Annotated in this window: 16 protein-coding genes and 2 tRNA genes; 11 read left to right on the top strand and 7 right to left on the bottom strand. The window is 40.7% G+C overall.

The window, feature by feature from the left end:
• Window positions 1-11 precede the first annotated feature (11 nt).
• Entirely contained in the window at window positions 12-335 is a 324-nt protein-coding gene (locus HPE63_RS17770; RefSeq protein WP_188315655.1) for a hypothetical protein, read from the bottom strand.
• A gap of 207 nt (window positions 336-542) precedes the next feature.
• Between HPE63_RS17770 and HPE63_RS17765 the strand changes: the two genes are divergently transcribed.
• From HPE63_RS17765 to HPE63_RS17755, 3 genes are all read left to right on the top strand, one after another.
• Window positions 543-701, top strand: a complete 159-nt coding sequence (locus tag HPE63_RS17765; protein WP_188315654.1) for a DUF5522 domain-containing protein — start codon at window positions 543-545, stop codon at window positions 699-701.
• Window positions 702-778: 77 nt separating this feature from the next.
• Window positions 779-1366, top strand: a complete 588-nt coding sequence (locus HPE63_RS17760; protein WP_188315653.1) for a DUF4136 domain-containing protein — start codon at window positions 779-781, stop codon at window positions 1364-1366.
• Between the two features lie 112 nt (window positions 1367-1478).
• The gene (locus HPE63_RS17755) at window positions 1479-3242 is read left to right on the top strand and encodes an aromatic amino acid hydroxylase (protein ID WP_188315652.1); all 1764 of its coding nucleotides are present in this window, start codon (window positions 1479-1481) and stop codon (window positions 3240-3242) included.
• Between the two features lie 28 nt (window positions 3243-3270).
• On the opposite strand, the gene HPE63_RS17750 is transcribed toward HPE63_RS17755, so the two are convergent.
• The 3 genes from HPE63_RS17750 to alaS form a co-directional block, all read right to left on the bottom strand.
• Entirely contained in the window at window positions 3271-3885 is a 615-nt protein-coding gene (locus HPE63_RS17750) for a DUF4230 domain-containing protein (protein WP_188315651.1), read from the bottom strand.
• A gap of 106 nt (window positions 3886-3991) precedes the next feature.
• Complete coding sequence (locus HPE63_RS17745; protein ID WP_188315650.1) at window positions 3992-4954, bottom strand: GSCFA domain-containing protein; 963 nt, start codon at window positions 4952-4954, stop codon at window positions 3992-3994.
• Window positions 4955-4958: 4 nt separating this feature from the next.
• On the bottom strand, window positions 4959-7586 hold the full coding sequence (gene alaS, locus HPE63_RS17740; RefSeq protein ID WP_188315649.1) for an alanine--tRNA ligase: 2628 nt from the start codon (window positions 7584-7586) through the stop codon (window positions 4959-4961).
• Window positions 7587-7690: 104 nt separating this feature from the next.
• Between alaS and HPE63_RS17735 the strand changes: the two genes are divergently transcribed.
• From HPE63_RS17735 to HPE63_RS17715, 5 genes are read left to right on the top strand one after another with little or no spacing between them, the layout of a single operon-like run.
• Window positions 7691-8668, top strand: coding sequence for a M23 family metallopeptidase (locus HPE63_RS17735; RefSeq protein WP_188315648.1), 978 nt, complete (start codon window positions 7691-7693; stop codon window positions 8666-8668).
• Window positions 8668-8997: a MerR family transcriptional regulator gene (locus tag HPE63_RS17730; protein WP_188315647.1), complete on the top strand. Its 330-nt coding sequence runs from the start codon at window positions 8668-8670 to the stop codon at window positions 8995-8997. The genes HPE63_RS17735 and HPE63_RS17730 overlap by 1 nt, the downstream gene beginning before the upstream one ends.
• Window positions 8998-9019: 22 nt before the next feature.
• On the top strand, window positions 9020-9619 hold the full coding sequence (locus tag HPE63_RS17725; protein ID WP_188315646.1) for a LemA family protein: 600 nt from the start codon (window positions 9020-9022) through the stop codon (window positions 9617-9619).
• A 7-nt stretch (window positions 9620-9626) separates the two neighbouring features.
• A complete protein-coding gene (locus tag HPE63_RS17720; RefSeq protein ID WP_188315645.1) occupies window positions 9627-10064 on the top strand; it encodes a TPM domain-containing protein in 438 nt (145 codons plus the stop codon).
• A complete protein-coding gene (locus HPE63_RS17715; protein WP_188315644.1) occupies window positions 10045-10836 on the top strand; it encodes a TPM domain-containing protein in 792 nt (263 codons plus the stop codon). Before HPE63_RS17720 ends, HPE63_RS17715 begins: the two co-directional genes overlap by 20 nt.
• Before the next feature lie 273 nt (window positions 10837-11109).
• Here the strand turns inward: HPE63_RS17715 and der are convergent, their stop codons facing one another.
• The gene (der, locus tag HPE63_RS17710; RefSeq protein ID WP_188315643.1) at window positions 11110-12414 is read right to left on the bottom strand and encodes a ribosome biogenesis GTPase Der; all 1305 of its coding nucleotides are present in this window, start codon (window positions 12412-12414) and stop codon (window positions 11110-11112) included.
• 290 nt (window positions 12415-12704) lie between these two features.
• On the opposite strand from der, the gene HPE63_RS17705 reads away from it, so the two are divergent.
• Window positions 12705-13196, top strand: a complete 492-nt coding sequence (locus HPE63_RS17705; protein ID WP_188315642.1) for a GTP-binding protein — start codon at window positions 12705-12707, stop codon at window positions 13194-13196.
• 4 nt (window positions 13197-13200) lie between these two features.
• Here the strand turns inward: HPE63_RS17705 and era are convergent, their stop codons facing one another.
• A complete protein-coding gene (era, locus tag HPE63_RS17700) occupies window positions 13201-14088 on the bottom strand; it encodes a GTPase Era (RefSeq protein WP_188315641.1) in 888 nt (295 codons plus the stop codon).
• On the bottom strand, window positions 14075-15439 hold the full coding sequence (locus tag HPE63_RS17695) for an alanine/glycine:cation symporter family protein (protein ID WP_188315640.1): 1365 nt from the start codon (window positions 15437-15439) through the stop codon (window positions 14075-14077). Before HPE63_RS17695 ends, era begins: the two co-directional genes overlap by 14 nt.
• 330 nt (window positions 15440-15769) lie before the next feature.
• Here HPE63_RS17695 and HPE63_RS17690 point away from each other — a divergent pair.
• Both HPE63_RS17690 and HPE63_RS17685 read left to right on the top strand, forming a co-directional pair.
• Window positions 15770-15842, top strand: a tRNA-Met gene (locus HPE63_RS17690).
• Window positions 15843-15908: 66 nt separating this feature from the next.
• Window positions 15909-15982 (top strand) — tRNA-Arg (locus HPE63_RS17685).
• Window positions 15983-16089: the final 107 nt, after the last annotated feature.

The raw sequence follows: 16089 nt of genomic DNA, 5'->3' as shown, positions 1-16089 counted from the left end.
GCAATTCGGCTTCAAAGATATTTAATAAAGCTGAAAGTCGAACGTTCTGTAATGTATTCCAAGTTTTTTTCGTTGATATAGGCTTCGCGTTCAAAACTCAGATTTTGGTACGCCTTATAACTATCGAAATAATATAACGATCGAAGAAGCCATTCGGAGATATATAAAATATAAAATGGGATGATCAATAATTCCTTCTGTTGCTGAAGATGGATACGCTCGTGGTTAATAAGGTATTTATCCTTTTTTAAGGTATCATTCTTAAGAAATATGAAAGGCCACAAGGATAAACCTACGTAATTCTTATAGAAAAAATGTTTGAACACCAGAATCATACTTTTTGGATTTAAAACGCCTCTATTCAAAGATAATTGTTAAAATTAAACTGGTTTTACGAATTAGGTTTTGTTACCAACAAATTCGATTAATGAACATTTTTTGGCGAAAACCTGATAATTATTGGCCATTTATCTTAAACTAAAAGGCTTATCAACATAAAACCATTAATTTTATTGTCTGGAACAAAAACCATTCCTTCTTATATGAATAAATTAATCAAGCCCGAAAAAGGAGATTATTACCTGTCTGAAGAAGGTTACAAGGTATTTACAAAACAATATCATTTGAAACGGGGTTATTGTTGTGAGAGTGGATGTCGGCACTGTCCTTACGGATATAACAGCAAGACCAATTCACAATAAAATGTAAGACGTTCGGCACGATTTTTGAGCTTTATTTTTTACAAGACTAATTGCATTAATTCCAAAAACATTAAGCTATGAAAACAATGAAAATTATCGCTCTGCCACTGATGGCATTGGTTTTTTTAAGTTCCTGCGTTTCGGTTCGTGTGTTATCAGATTATGATAAAGAAGCCGACTTCAATAGTTATACGACCTATGCCTTTTATAAAACAGGCATCGATAAAGCCCATATATCCGATTTGGATAAAAAGAGAATCTTAAAGTCCATTGATGCGGAATTGAGCTCCAGGGGTATGGTGAAATCTGAAAACCCGGACATTTTAGTCAGTATCTTCACTAAGGAACGTGAGCAAGTCGATGTGTACAATAACTACTGGGGCGGTGGTTTTGGCTGGGGTTGGAGTCCTTGGTATTGGGGTGGTTATGGTCCTGGTTGGGGATGGAACAGTCCCGCAGTTAGTACACGCACCCAAGGTTCACTCTATATTGATTTGATCGATGCCAAAAATAAAGAACTTGTATGGCAAGGAAAAGGTGTCGGCACGTTGAACAACACTAAAAATATTGAAAAGAAAGAACAACGTATAAGGGAGTTTGTTTCAGAAATAATGTCTCAATACCCGCCAGGGAATACTTCTTCTGTACAAACTACTTCCAAATAATTTAAAAAACCGCCCTGACCTTGTCCTCAGGGCGGTTTTTTAATATGCTACCGTAAATTTTACACATACGTTCATTTTCGTAACTTTAAGTCAAAACTAAATTTCAGACAAGGTGGTATACGAGAGCAACCCCATATTGGACAAACTCCCCGATCATTTGCGGCAGTATATAAAGCCCCAGGATTATGGGGAATACACGGCCATCGACCAAGCTGTATGGCGCTATGTAATGCGAAAAAATATCGACTACCTCAGCACCGTTGCACATGAGTCCTACCTGGAAGGATTGAAAAAAACGGGTATTTCAATAGAACACATCCCGAACATGTATGGTATGAACCGGATCCTTAAGGATATTGGTTGGGCCGCGGTTGCCGTTGATGGCTTTATACCTCCTTCGGCTTTTATGGAGTTCCAGGCTTATAATGTGTTGGTCATAGCTTCGGATATTCGCCAATTGGAACATATTGAATATACCCCCGCCCCGGATATCATCCATGAAGGAGCCGGACATGCCCCTATTATCGCCAATCCTGAATACGCTGAATATCTTAGGCGTTTCGGTGAAATAGGAAGTAAGGCTATTTCGAATGCAAAAGATTATGAACTTTACGAAGCGGTACGCCATCTTTCCATAATCAAAGAAGCTTCGGGAACACCTGAGAGTGAGATTAAAATAGCGGAGCGTCACATTGAGGAACTGCAACAGAACATGGGAGCACCCAGTGAGATTGCCCTCATTAGGAATTTACATTGGTGGACGGTGGAATACGGCTTAATAGGTACAATCGAAAATCCGAAGATTTATGGAGCCGGACTTTTATCTTCGATTGGGGAAAGTGCTTGGTGCATGACCGATAAAGTAAAAAAAATCCCCTATTCAATTGAAGCGGCACGTACCGCATTCGACATTACAAAACCACAACCCCAATTATTCGTAACCCCTGATTTCGCCTTTTTGAGCCAGGTCCTGGAAGAATTTGCGAATACCATGGCCCTCCGCCAAGGGGGATTGACCGGAATTAATAAGCTCATCGAATCGAAAGAATTGGGCACCATTGAACTAAGTACGGGATTACAGATTTCCGGAAATTTCAAAAAGGTAATAGCCCATGATAATATGCCGGTATTTTTCCAAACCGAAGGTCCTACGGCACTTGCCTATCGCGAGAAAGAACTCGTTGGGCATAGCACTGCACATCATCACAATGGCTTTGGTTCTCCCATAGGCAAGTTAAAAGGGATCAATCTCGCTATTGAAGATATGAGTCCACGGGACTTAAAAGCATACAATATCTATGAAGGAAAAACCATTTCCTTGGAATTTGAAGGCGGTATTACCATCAAGGGCGAAATTCTTACAGGCACCCGCAACCTAAAGGGCGAAATCATACTTGTGACCTTCAGAAATTGCATGGTTACCCACAAGGATACGATTCTCTTTGAATCTGAAGACGGGCTTTATAATATGGCCATTGGTCAAAAGATAGTTTCAGCTTTTAATGGGCCTGCGGATCTAAACAGTTTTGAATTGGTATCACATAAGATCACCGAAACCACTATTAAACGGCCAAAAGATGCACGACGTAGCAAATTAGAACAATTATATCAACAAATCAGGGATTTCAGGGAAGGCAAAAATACCACCATATCCCGAAATAAAGTATTTCGGGAGGTAGCTATCCAGTTTCCCGAAGATTGGCTTTTATGCGTTGAATTATATGAGTTGGCCATGAAGGGCTACCAAAACCAAAAGGAACAGGATTTTGCTTCTGAAATAAAAGCCCATTTGGAAGTGGTTAAAGAAAATAATCCGGAAGTAGGCCATCTTATAGATGATGGTTCAAATCTGGCCTCCAGAAGTTTGGTACACTAGACAACCCTACTTTACCTGAAGTTTCACATCAATCGTTGAATAGTCGTTCAGCAAGATTTCCAGATATGGGTTGACCTTGGTATTGGAGGGTCCATCCCATTGAATTTGTAAGGATATAAAATTTCTGCAGCTCACTGATCAATCTATTTTGGGCATTTCCTTTTAAGGATGACCCCTCCACTTTTCGCAATAAGGAGGCCTTTACATTTTTCTTGATCTTATTATAATCCTGTGCATTGAACTGATTAAGGTAATCTGCCGTAACATCATAATATTCAAAATCTGGATTGATCTTTATTTCAGGTTCCGGAATACTTACTATTTGTAAGGTTTTGTTCTCCTTATCAACCTCAAATACAATTTTACTTAAGTCATATGCCACGGTAACCTCCGCATTCACAACCACCAAGGCTTTTTTACTTGCTATCAAAAATGGACCAAAAAGTGCCTGTGAATCCCTATAATTATATACTTCCGCAAAATGCCCTTCGGAAACGATCAATTTAGAAACATTTTCTATCTGTTGTTCGATGAGCATGGAATTCTCCTCAAGAATCGATTTCTCATTTTTATTGGTCCAATACCATTGGACGACCAGAACGACTACGAGCGTACCGATCACACCTATTAATATTCGTTTCATATAAAGTTCATTGAATAATTGGATATATAATAAATATAAACCTACGGAGTCGACATTATCTTATAGGCGCCCCATATAGGTCTGACCCCCCTTTAAAACAACACATTCATGACTTGAATTCCATAAAAGGATACGCCTGTTGAAGATACGTAATTTTGGAGTTCAGTGATTTCAAAAATACTTTATGTTCTTTTGAATCCGGATTAAAAGGTTTGTGCTCCAATCCTTTTTGAATGGCTTCAACTTGATCCATAGTCCCATAGCATTCTTTAGAAATCCATACTTCCTTGAATTTCTCCCAGATATAATCCACGGCCAAACCATTGGGATGCACCATATCCGACTTGTAAAAACGGTAATCCCTTAGTTCATCCATCATGACTTCATAAGAAAAAAAGTATGAGGTGTGGGGTCCAAGTTTCGGACTTTCGATGATTTGATGAATTGCACTTATCAGATGTGCCTTGCTTCTTTGATTTTCAATGAATCCGTCCTTTAAATGGCGTACAGGGGAAACGGTAAAAATGACTTGGGTATTTTCATTGACCGATCGAATGTAATCCATCGTTTTTTGTAAACTATCCGTAATTTCATCAATAGATAATAATTCTTTGGAAAACTTTTTTTGTGGCACCTTGTGGCAATTGGCAACTATATTGCCGTTCGTTATATTCCTATAGACCCATGATGTTCCCAAAGTAATAATTATATGGGTAGATTTGGATAGTTGTTCACGGGTCGCACCCAGTCCGTCATTAAGGTTTTTAAGTAAATGTTTTTGGGACGCATTACTCAAATCGGAATGCGCATCAAAACAATGCCAACGATCGTTAAGGAAAAAGACATCCGCTTCGGAGTAGGATTCCTGTCGAACAGCCTTTGAAACAAGGTTTTCTATCGCAATCGTGTGAAATAGAATACCAAATGGGTTTTGGAGGGACGGAAATTTGAAGTGGTTTAACTTTCTTCCTATATTCTCAACAAAACAAGACCCAAGCAGCAAAATTTGACTCGTATAGTCAATTTGACGATGTGCTTTTTGTAGCGGTATTTGGGTCTGGAGTTTCATGGATTCAACTTAGATAATCCCTGGCTTTTGCCAGTGCTTCATCAATCCCGTCCGGATTTTTACCACCTGCTGTGGCGAAAAATGGTTGTCCGCCCCCACCACCCTGGATGAATTTACCCAACTCACGGACAATGGTCCCGGCATTCAGGTTTTTGGAGGCTACCAATTCTTTTGAAATATAACAGGATAGCAGTGCCTTGCCCCCTTGTGTTGTGCCGAACAACAAGAATAGATTATCAATGCCATTTCCCATTTCAAAGGAAAGGTCTTTGATGCCTGATGCATCCAAATCCACTTTTTTGGCCAAAAATCGGACCCCATCGATTTCTTCCAATTCTCCAAATAATTCACCCTTGAGATTTTTGGCCTTGTCCTTCAACAACGCTTCGACCTCTTTCCTTAATTTGGCATTTTCCAGTTGCAGGGCCTCCACGGCTTTTACCGGATCCTGTGCATTGTTCAGTAAATCCTTGATTTCGTATAGCCTTCGGTTATTTTGATAATAGAAATCCTTGACCGCATCCAAAGTGATGGCCTCAATTCTGCGTATTCCGGCTGCAACGGCTCCTTCGGACCTTATTTTAAAATGCCAGATATCCCCTGTGTTTTCAACATGGGTACCTCCACATAATTCTATAGACTTGCCAAAGCGGATAGTACGTACGGAATCCCCATATTTCTCGCCAAATAAGGCCATGGCCCCTTCTTTCATGGCTATTTCCATGGGCACATTCCGATTCTCCTGTAAAGGCAGATGCCCTTCAATCCTAGCATTCACAAAATTTTCAACTTCATGTAGTTCTTCAACGGTCAGTTTAGCAAAGTGTGAAAAATCGAAACGCAGATATTTTGAATGCACGGCAGAGCCTTTTTGTTCAACATGAGGCCCTAATACCTCCCGCAAGGCCTGATGCAACAAATGGGTAGCCGTATGATTGGCTGCCGTTCGCTGTCGTTGTTTTTTGTCGACCACCGCCTTGAACGTATCAGTGATGTTTTTAGGCAAGTTTTTAGCAAAATGTACTATCTCGTTATTTTCCTTTTTGGTATCCAAAATATAGACCACATCCCCATTTGGGGCTTCCAAATAACCCTTATCACCTACTTGCCCACCGCCTTCAGGATAAAAAGGTGTTAAATTAAATACCATTTGATACTGCTCCCCTTCTTTCTTTGAGGTTACCTTGCGGTATTTTACCACTTTTACAGCGGTCTCCAAAACATCATAACCCACGAACTCCTGTTCCTTATCCGTAGAGATAATCTCCCAATCCTCCTTGGCCATTTCAGAAGCTGAACGAGATCGATTTTTCTGTTCCTGCATAGCCTCTTGAAACCCTTTTCCATCAAGTGTAAAACCCTTCTCCTCAAGAATCAAGGCGGTAAGATCTATTGGGAAACCATAGGTGTCATACAATTCAAAAGCTTTTCTACCAGACACTTCCTTGCCTTTGGTCTGTTTCATTACATTATCCAACAAAACCAACCCCTGTTCAAGGGTGTGCAGAAAAGAATGTTCTTCTTCCTTGACCACATTCTCGATCAATTGACGTTGCTTTTTCAACTCCGGAAAGGCTTCACCCATGGTATTGGTAAGGACTTTTACCAAACGGTGCATAAAAGGCTCCTTCATATCGAGAAAAGTGAACCCGTAGCGAATGGCCCGCCTTAGAATGCGGCGAATCACATAACCTGCTCCCGTATTGCTGGGCAATTGACCATCCGCTATTGAAAATGCTACGGCACGTATATGGTCTGCAATGACCCGAATTGCAATATCTGTTTGCTCTCCCGAATCTTCGGAAACGCCATAATCCCTTCCTGTTATGGCCTCGATCTCCCGAATTATCGGAGTAAAGACATCTGTGTCATAGTTCGATTGAACCCCTTGTAACACCATGCATAACCGTTCAAATCCCATCCCGGTATCCACATGCTTTTCAGGTAGTGACTCCAAGCTTCCGTCTGCCTTGCGATTGTACTGCATAAAAACGAGATTCCATATCTCGACAACCAATGGATGATCTTTATTTACTAAAGTTGCCCCGGGAATCTTGGCTTTTTCCTCTGCCGACCGAATATCCACATGGATTTCCGAACAGGGCCCACAAGGGCCTTGATCGCCCATTTCCCAGAAATTATCTTTCTTGTTGCCTAAAATAATCCGGTTTTTGGGAACTATGGAACTCCATAAATTATAAGCTTCCTCATCCCTTTCGAGATTATCGGCATCACTGCTACCTTCAAATACCGAAACATAAAGACTTTCCTGATCGATCTTTAATCTATCGGTCAATAATTCCCAGGCCCACTCAATGGCCTCTTTTTTGAAATAATCCCCAAAACTCCAATTGCCAAGCATTTCGAACATGGTATGGTGATAGGTATCCTTGCCCACTTCTTCAAGGTCGTTATGCTTACCACTAACCCGGAGACACTTTTGGGTATCTGCCACACGTTTATTCTTAACTATACTATTGCCCAAAAAGTACTCCTTGAATTGGTTCATTCCCGCATTGGTAAACATCAACGTAGGGTCATCTTTAATGACCATTGGCGCAGAGGGTACGATCTTATGTTTCTTTTCCTTGAAAAAGTTTAAAAATTGGGTCCTGATTTCCTTGGAATTCATCTAAAATGGTAAGGTTTTATTAATTTTAACAAATTGTGCAAAACAATTTTTATATTTGTTTGTTATGTTAAAACGAAAGCACAAAAATAGGATAAAATCCATTCATGTCTAAAGTAAAGTACTATTACGATCCGGACACACTTTCATACCGGAAGATAGAGCCGAAAAAATCTAGGCGATACCGCAACATTGCATTCTTCTTTTTAGGCTCATTTCTTTTTGGATTACTTTCGTTGATCCTTCTTTTGAACACCAACTTAATAAACACCCCGAAAGAGCTTTCCTTGCAACGCGAGGTAAAGAACTATGAATTACAATTTGAGCTTCTCAATAAAAAAATGGAGCAAATCGAGGATGTTTTGGCCAATGTTGAAGATCGTGATAACAATATTTACAGGTTGTATTTTGAAGCAAATCCCATTCCTGAAGAACAACGTCGTGCAGGATTTGGAGGGATAAATAGATATAAGGCCTTGGAAGGCTTCAATAATTCGGAAATGGTGATCGCCACGACCAAGCGACTCGACATTATCAAAAAACAAATGGCAATACAGTCCAAATCCTTGGATGAAATTACCAAATTGGCCGAGGAGAAGGAAAAATTATTGGCTGCCATACCGGCTATACAGCCTATAAACAATGAAGAACTAACCCGAATGGCCTCAGGTTATGGGTGGCGCTCCGATCCTTTCACCAAGGCTCGGAAAAAGCATTGGGGTATGGATTTCACCGCGCCGAAAGGTACGCCCATATATGCTTCCGGTGATGGTGAGGTCACTAGAGCGGACAATAATGCTTCAGGTTATGGCAAGCATATTCGTATCGATCATGGTTATGGCTATATGAGCCTATATGCCCATTTAAGCAATTACAATGTGAAGAAAGGTCAAAAAGTAAAACGGGGCGACCTTATTGGTTTCGTAGGTAATACGGGCCGTTCCGAGGCTCCCCATCTACATTATGAAGTATGGAAAGACGAGGACAGGATCAACCCGATAAACTTCTATTATGGCAGTTTAACAGCGGAAGAATTTGAGAACATGCTCAAATATGCCAACCAAGAAAATCAATCCCTGGATTAATGCAAATAGATTTACCTGAAAAGCGATATTATGGCATTGGCGAAGTCGCCAGGGCATTTGGGGTAAACACCTCTTTAATCCGCTTTTGGGAAAAGGAGTTTGACGCTTTGAAACCTAAGAAAAATGCGAAAGGCAATCGCAAATTCACTCCACAGGATATAAAAAACCTTCAGTTGATCTACCATTTGGTAAAAGAAAGAGGCTTTACGCTAGAAGGTGCCAAAATACACTTAAGAGAAGAAAAGCAGAAGACCTTATCGAATTTTGATATCATTCAAAAATTGGAATATATCAAGAATGAGCTTGTTAAGATAAAAGAACAACTATAAATAACTTCTAACACACACTATCATGAAAAAATGGTTGATTACATTGATCATATTGGCGGTAATCGTTTTTGGATTATATCAATGGGCCGTAGGCTTTAACAACACTGCGGTTGAGTATGAAGCGAAAGCAAAAACCGCCTGGTCGAATGTAGAAAGTGCCTATCAACGTAGAAACGACCTGATTGGCAATTTGGTCAAAACGGTGCAGGGCGCCGCCGATTTTGAACGGGGTACATTGACCGATGTTATCGAAGCACGGGCAAAAGCCACTTCAACAACAATCGATGCCAATAATCTTACTGCCGATAATATGGCCGCTTTCCAAGAGGCCCAAAGTGGACTCACTGGCGCATTAAGTAAATTAATGGTCGTGGTTGAACGATATCCAGAACTGAAGGCAAACCAAAACTTCTTGGAATTGCAATCCCAACTGGAAGGCACCGAGAACAGGATTAATGTTGAACGAAATAATTTCAACGAAAAAGTCAATGAGTACGATATTCATACCACAAAGTTTCCAGGTAAGCTCTTGGCAGGATTGTTCGGGTTTAAAGAAATGGCACGATATAAGGCAGATCCAGGGTCGGAACAGGCCCCGGATGTAGAGTTTAACTTCGAGTGATCATATCATGTCGAGGGTAGAAGATTTTTTGACCACAAAGGAAGAACAGGAAATTATCCAGGCTATCCTCGATGCCGAAAAGAATACTTCAGGTGAGATTCGTGTTCATTTAGAGGCACATACAAGAAAGGCACTTCTTGAGAGGGCCAAGGAAGTATTCCATCTACTCAAGATGGATAATACCAAGGAAGAAAACGGGGTACTCATCTATGTTGCCGTAAATGATAAAAAATTTTGCATCTACGGTGATCGTGGTATTGACAAGGTGGTTCCTGAAAAATTTTGGGATACTACAAGGGATACCATAGAATCACATTTTAAAAAAGGGGAGTTTAAACAAGGTCTCATCGAGGGCATATTGAAAGCCGGCAAGGAATTGGAAGCCCATTTTCCATGGCGCCATGGCGATGTAAATGAACTTAGCAATGAGATATCTAAAAATTAGTTTACTCCTAGGGATTCTACTTTGGTGTACAAGTACGTACGCCCAATTCCAGATTCCGGAAAAGCCGGCGGTGCAAACCAGTGTTTATGACTACATCAACCTGTTGACCGAAAGTCAGAAACAAGGTTTGGAGCAAAAACTAATCCGGTATTCTGATAGTACTTCCACACAAATCGTAATAGCCATTATCAGTTCCACCGAAGGCGAGGCCATTACGTATTTAGGTGCGCAATGGGGTAAAAAATGGGGAATAGGACAGGCTGAAAAAGACAATGGTATTTTAGTGCTTTTGGCCAAGGATGATCGTAGAATTGCCATCAATACGGGCTATGGGGTCGAAGCTACCTTAACAGATGCCATGTCAAGGAGGATTATCGAAAATGTCATCATTCCAAAATTTAAAGAAGACGATTATTATGCTGGATTGAATAACGGGGCGGATGCCATTTTTCAAGTTTTGAGTGGTGAGTTCCAAGAAGAACGGACATTTAATGACAATACAGGTTTTCCTTTTGAAACATTTTTGCCCATAATCATTTTTATTGTCATTATGATCATACTTTCAAGTCGCAACCGAAGAAACGGGGGTGGCAAAGGGGGTGGTAAAAAGTCAGGTCTAGATCTTTGGGATGTTATCATACTAAGTAATATGGGTCGTGGGGGCTTTGGCCGAGGAGGTCGTTCCAGTGGTGGTTTCGGTGGAGGTGGAGGCTTTAGTGGTGGCTTTGGCGGAGGTGGCTTTGGTGGAGGCGGTGCTTCCGGCGGATGGTAGTTTTTGATGCTGATGGATACTTGCTGCTAGGCGTTAAATCTTAGCTATTAGCTGTTCTAAAATACGGGAATCTGGGTTTTGGCAAACCGATTGTAAGCTTAACAAAAGGGGTCAACAACCCTGAACCATTAATTACCTACTACTCTTTTCCGACCACTGTCTACTGTCTACTGTCTACTGTCTACTGTCTACTGTCTACTGTCTACTGTCTACTGTCTACTGTCTACTGTCTACTGTCTACTGTCTACTGTCTACTGTCTACTGTCTACTAAATTACTTCTTCCGCATAAAAATTGTAATCGGTACTCCGGTAAAGTCAAAATTCTCCCTAAGTTTATTTTCGAGAAATCGTTTGTAGGGTTCCCGCACGTATTGTGGCAGGTTACAGAAAAATGCAAATTGAGGATATGGTGTTGGCAATTGTGTACAAAACTTGATTTTCACATATTTACCTTTATAGGCAGGCGGGGGATTTGATTCAATGATCGGAAGCATAATATCGTTGAATTTTCTAGTCACTATTTTTTTACTTCGATTTTTATAGACCTCAACAGCCGTTTCTATGGCCTTATAAATACGTTGCTTGTTCAAAACCGAGATAAAAAGAATGGGGACATCTGTAAAAGGCTCTATGGCTTCCTTTATTTTTTGAGTAAAATGCTTCATGGTATTGGTTTCCTTATCCTTGACCAAATCCCATTTGTTCACCAAGATCACAATACCTTTGTTATTTCGATGTGCCAGCCAAAATATATTCGCCACTTGCCCATCAAAACCCCTAGAAGCATCTAACAATATAAGACAAACATCACTATGCTCGATAGCGCGAACGGAACGCATAACCGAGTAAAACTCAAGGTTTTCCTTGACCTTCGCTTTTCGTCTTATCCCGGCAGTATCCACCAGATTGAACTCGAAACCAAAAAGATTGTATTTGGTGTCAATACTATCACGGGTCGTCCCGGCAATATCGGTTACGATATATCTTTCCTTACCGATCAGCGCATTGATAAAAGAAGATTTCCCTGCATTGGGTCTGCCCACAACCGCAAACCGTGGCAGATCACTCTCTTCCTCTTCATTTTCAGGCAATACGGCAACCAAGGCATCCAACAACTCGCCGGTACCACTTCCATTGATACTTGACAAAGGGTAATACTCCCCTAATCCCAATCCATAAAATTCTACTGCATCCTCTGCCCGTTTGGCATTATCTACCTTGTTCACGGCCAAAAACACGGGTTTGTTTACCCTGCGCAATAATTTGGCCACGTCCTCATCCATACCGGTAATACCGGTCTCAACATCTACCATAAATATCAAGGCATCCGCCTCTTCAATGGCCAATTCGACCTGCTTATCGATTTGTTGCTCAAAGACATCGTCGCTGCCTAGAACATATCCGCCCGTGTCGATCAAAGAAAACTCCTTGCCATTCCAATCACTCTTACCATAATGCCGGTCACGGGTCACCCCACTTACGGCATCTACAATGGCTTCCCTCCTCTGGATCATTCGATTAAACAAGGTCGATTTCCCTACATTAGGTCTTCCAACAATAGCCACAATAGCACCCATACGTCTAAATTTTGCCGCAAAGGTAGTACTATTTAAACTGCCAATAAGGATACCGAAGATCTAAAAACGGAAGTTGCTCTTGTCTTAGTGGAGAAAAGACCTTACCTAAAAATTGCTGGCCATGGATTTTACCATTGGAAATATCAAAGGTCTTTGTAATGATAAATAAGGTTTATTGGCCTTTCTTCGATGAAATTGAACACCTGATCAATGTTTCGAACATAAAAAAGATACTAGATGACTAAAATGTTTTGCTATATTTATTATAATTCCATCAAAACCGAAGATTAATGAGTCTTTTACCCAATGAGATAGTATTACGCCCTAGGTTTCAACTACAATTGGATCAAACCAAAGATCTGGTTCTAAAATCGTTCGAAGGTGTAGATCAGCCTCCTTTTGAAGTCAAACGAATTGATGATCATGTATTCATAAAATTCAATAAAGAGGAGGTTCATTTTTGGTCGCCCCAATTACATTTGGAAATTAATGATCTTGATGAAGGAGGTAGTCAGCTTTACGGATTGTTTGGCCCAAATCCTACATTATGGTCCTTTTTTATGTTTCTTCATTTTGGGGTGGCCACAATTTTTATTGGGCTGGGCGTCTGGGCCTACTCCTCGGTTGCATTAGGCAGGGATTATGGCCTACAAGTTGGATTAATGGTTTTTATGGTGATTCTATGGTTTGTTCTTTATGCTTTTGGACGCGCCGGAAGAAGTAAAGGAAAGCCACAAATGCATGAGTTGAACCAGTTCATGAATAAAAGGTTGGGTAGGTAAACCACTATTTTTTATTATACCCAAAACGTTTTAATTGACGGGCATCGCTCCTCCAATTCTTGTTCACCTTAACATACAATTCGAGATGCACCTGTTTGCCAAAGAATTTCTCCAAATCCTTGCGGGCCTCAACGCCAACTCGTTTTAAGGCACTGCCTTTATGACCTATGATAATCCCTTTTTGGGAATCGCGTTCCACCATAATTACGGCTCGCATTCTGATTATTTCCGGGTCTTCAAAAAACTCCTCGGTCTCGATTTCAACGGAATACGGAATTTCCTTTTTGTAAAAAAGTAGTATTTTTTCACGTATGGTTTCATTGACGAAAAAACGTTCAGGCTTATCGGTCAATTGATCTTTGGGATAGTAGGGAGGTGAGACTGGAAGCAATTCTAAAATACGTTCGAACACCCCTTTTATATTAAAATTATTCAAGGCCGAAATCGGGTGTATTTCAACCATAGGCAATTGTTTTTGCCAGTATTGGACCTGTTCTTCCAATTGTTCTTGGGTAGAAGCGTCAATCTTATTCAATAATAAGAGTACGGGAATTTTACTATTCTTTATCTTCTCGAAAAACTGCTCATCCTTGAGAGCCTTTTCACCTATCTCAACCATATACAAAAGTACATCGGCATCCTCAAAGGCAGATTTAACAAAGTCCATCATAGAGGATTGCAACTCATATGCCGGTTTAATTATACCGGGGGTATCTGATAAAATCACCTGAAAATCATCCCCATTGACAATACCGAGAATACGATGTCGTGTGGTTTGCGCCTTTGAGGTAATTATAGAGAGCCTTTCCCCTACAAGGGCGTTCATCAATGTAGACTTTCCCACATTGGGATTTCCGATAATATTGACGAATCCGGCTTTATGCTCTACCATTCTTCAAACTTTTAAAATATTCCTTCGCCGCCTTATTTACTTTGGGCGCCAATAAAAGTACTGCGATCATATTTGGAATCACCATTAATGCATAAGAAAGATCGATCAGGTTCTTAACTAATTCCAATGAGGCAACGGCAGCAAAAACTATCATGATCACAAAGTACCAATTATAAAGCTTACCCACTTTCGCATTGGTCAAGAACGAAAGACACTTTACACCATAATACGAATAGGTAAATAAGGTAGATAAGGCAAAAGCGGTAACAATCAGCATCAATAAATCATCCCCATAGCCGAAAAGTGTCTTTTCAAAAGCCGACAAGGTCATTACGATACCACTTCCATCTTCGAGATATGCACCACTAAGAATAATAACCACTGCTGTAAAGGTACAGACCATAATTGTATCAATAAAAGGGCCTAGCATAGCAACCAAACCTTCCTTGATAGGATTATCGGTCTTGCTTTGTCCGTGATACATAGGTGCACTACCAAGACCGGCCTCATTGGAAAACATGGCCCTGCGTACGCCAATAATCACCAAGCCCCAAAAACCACCAGTAACGACCGTATTAAAATTCCATGCTTCGGTGACAATCATCTTGAGGGAAGGTATAATCTCTGAAGTATTCAGGGCCATGACCACAATTACAGCGACAAAATAAATAGCCACCATAAAAGGTACGATAGCAGAAGCCACTTTAGCAATTTTAGTCAGTCCTCCAAAAATAACCAATGAGGTAACTACTGCCAATACAAGGCCTATAGTCCATTTCCAATTACTATCGCTCATTTCATAAATGGTCTCAGAAGGCGTTACCACGTTCATAAATGTTTCTGTGAACTGATTGGCCGTAAACACCCCCAGAAAGCCAAATAATCCGCAAATAGCGAAAAAAATAGCCAATGGCCTGGCCTTTTCGCCCAAACCCTGAGTTATATAGTACATAGGACCCCCTTGGAGGTTACCATTGGCATCGGTACTCCTAAACATTATAGCCAAGCTGCACGAATAGAATTTAATACACATACCAATTAAGGCGGTCATCCAAATCCAAAAAACAACCCCTGGTCCACCGTCATGTATGGCTATGGCCACACCCGATATATTACCTAACCCGACCGTTGCCGCAACAGCAGCAGAAAGCGCCTGGAAAGAGCTAACATCGCCTTTGGCAGTCGCATTATCGTACTTACCAGCAGTTATAGCTATGGCGTGCCCAAAAAACCGATAGGGTAAGAATCTAGAATAAAAGACTAAAAAAAGTCCGCCAAGAATCAGCAAAATGAACATGGGCCATTCTGTATAAGGCAACATCTTGGCGATAAAATCATTGATAAGCTCCATGCGCTATTAAAATCCGAAGGTATGGATTTTAAGTATTTTATGAGAGTTGAGAAGAAAAAATAATCTTTGCCCAAGTTTTGATAGATCTAAAAAACCGTTGTATATTTGCCGTCCACATCGCGGGGTAGAGCAGTACCCTTCGACTAAGCTCAGGACAGGGTACCTACTTGGATTGAGGGAAAAAATTAAAATATAGTGCTTTTAGTAGTACTTTTACGATACATCGCGGGGTAGAGCAGTACCCTTCGACTAAGCTCAGGACAGGGTACCTACTTGGATTGAGGGAAAAAATTAAAATATAGTGCTTTTAGTAGTACTTTTACGATACATCGCGGGGTAGAGCAGTAGGTAGCTCGTCGGGCTCATAACCCGAAGGTCGCTGGTTCGAGTCCAGTCCCCGCTACTACATAAAGAAGCCTCAAGGAAACTTGAAGCTTTTTTGTTTAAGGCCAAAATACTCGGTAAATATGGTCGCGTAGCTCAGCTGGATAGAGCATCTGCCTTCTAAGCAGACGGTCACAGGTTCGAATCCTGTCGCGATCACGAATAAATCAACAAAAAGTTGAAAACGAAGCAGGCTAAAAAACATAGCTTGCTTTTGTTTTTTTGAATGTGAAGTTTTCTTTTGTTGATTTTCAGCACGGAGTGCC

The sequence above is a fragment of the Maribacter arenosus genome (assembly GCF_014610845.1).
GTDB classification, from domain to species: domain Bacteria; phylum Bacteroidota; class Bacteroidia; order Flavobacteriales; family Flavobacteriaceae; genus Maribacter_A; species Maribacter_A arenosus.
Note: the sequence above shows the minus strand (reverse complement) of the source record. Positions and strands in the feature narration are given on the sequence as shown.

Excerpts from the sequence above, each read along its gene's own strand:
- HPE63_RS17770 (WP_188315655.1), bottom strand. The coding sequence starts at position 335 with ATGATTCTGGTGTTCAAACATTTTTTCTATAAGAATTACGTAGGTTTA.
- HPE63_RS17765 (WP_188315654.1), top strand. The coding sequence starts at position 543 with ATGAATAAATTAATCAAGCCCGAAAAAGGAGATTATTACCTGTCTGAA.
- HPE63_RS17760 (WP_188315653.1), top strand. The coding sequence starts at position 779 with ATGAAAACAATGAAAATTATCGCTCTGCCACTGATGGCATTGGTTTTT.
- HPE63_RS17750 (WP_188315651.1), bottom strand. The coding sequence starts at position 3,885 with ATGAAACGAATATTAATAGGTGTGATCGGTACGCTCGTAGTCGTTCTG.
- HPE63_RS17745 (WP_188315650.1), bottom strand. The coding sequence starts at position 4,954 with ATGAAACTCCAGACCCAAATACCGCTACAAAAAGCACATCGTCAAATT.
- alaS (WP_188315649.1), bottom strand. The coding sequence starts at position 7,586 with ATGAATTCCAAGGAAATCAGGACCCAATTTTTAAACTTTTTCAAGGAA.
- HPE63_RS17735 (WP_188315648.1), top strand. The coding sequence starts at position 7,691 with ATGTCTAAAGTAAAGTACTATTACGATCCGGACACACTTTCATACCGG.
- HPE63_RS17730 (WP_188315647.1), top strand. The coding sequence starts at position 8,668 with ATGCAAATAGATTTACCTGAAAAGCGATATTATGGCATTGGCGAAGTC.
- HPE63_RS17725 (WP_188315646.1), top strand. The coding sequence starts at position 9,020 with ATGAAAAAATGGTTGATTACATTGATCATATTGGCGGTAATCGTTTTT.
- HPE63_RS17720 (WP_188315645.1), top strand. The coding sequence starts at position 9,627 with ATGTCGAGGGTAGAAGATTTTTTGACCACAAAGGAAGAACAGGAAATT.
- HPE63_RS17715 (WP_188315644.1), top strand. The coding sequence starts at position 10,045 with ATGAGATATCTAAAAATTAGTTTACTCCTAGGGATTCTACTTTGGTGT.
- der (WP_188315643.1), bottom strand. The coding sequence starts at position 12,414 with ATGGGTGCTATTGTGGCTATTGTTGGAAGACCTAATGTAGGGAAATCG.
- HPE63_RS17705 (WP_188315642.1), top strand. The coding sequence starts at position 12,705 with ATGAGTCTTTTACCCAATGAGATAGTATTACGCCCTAGGTTTCAACTA.
- era (WP_188315641.1), bottom strand. The coding sequence starts at position 14,088 with ATGGTAGAGCATAAAGCCGGATTCGTCAATATTATCGGAAATCCCAAT.
- HPE63_RS17695 (WP_188315640.1), bottom strand. The coding sequence starts at position 15,439 with ATGGAGCTTATCAATGATTTTATCGCCAAGATGTTGCCTTATACAGAA.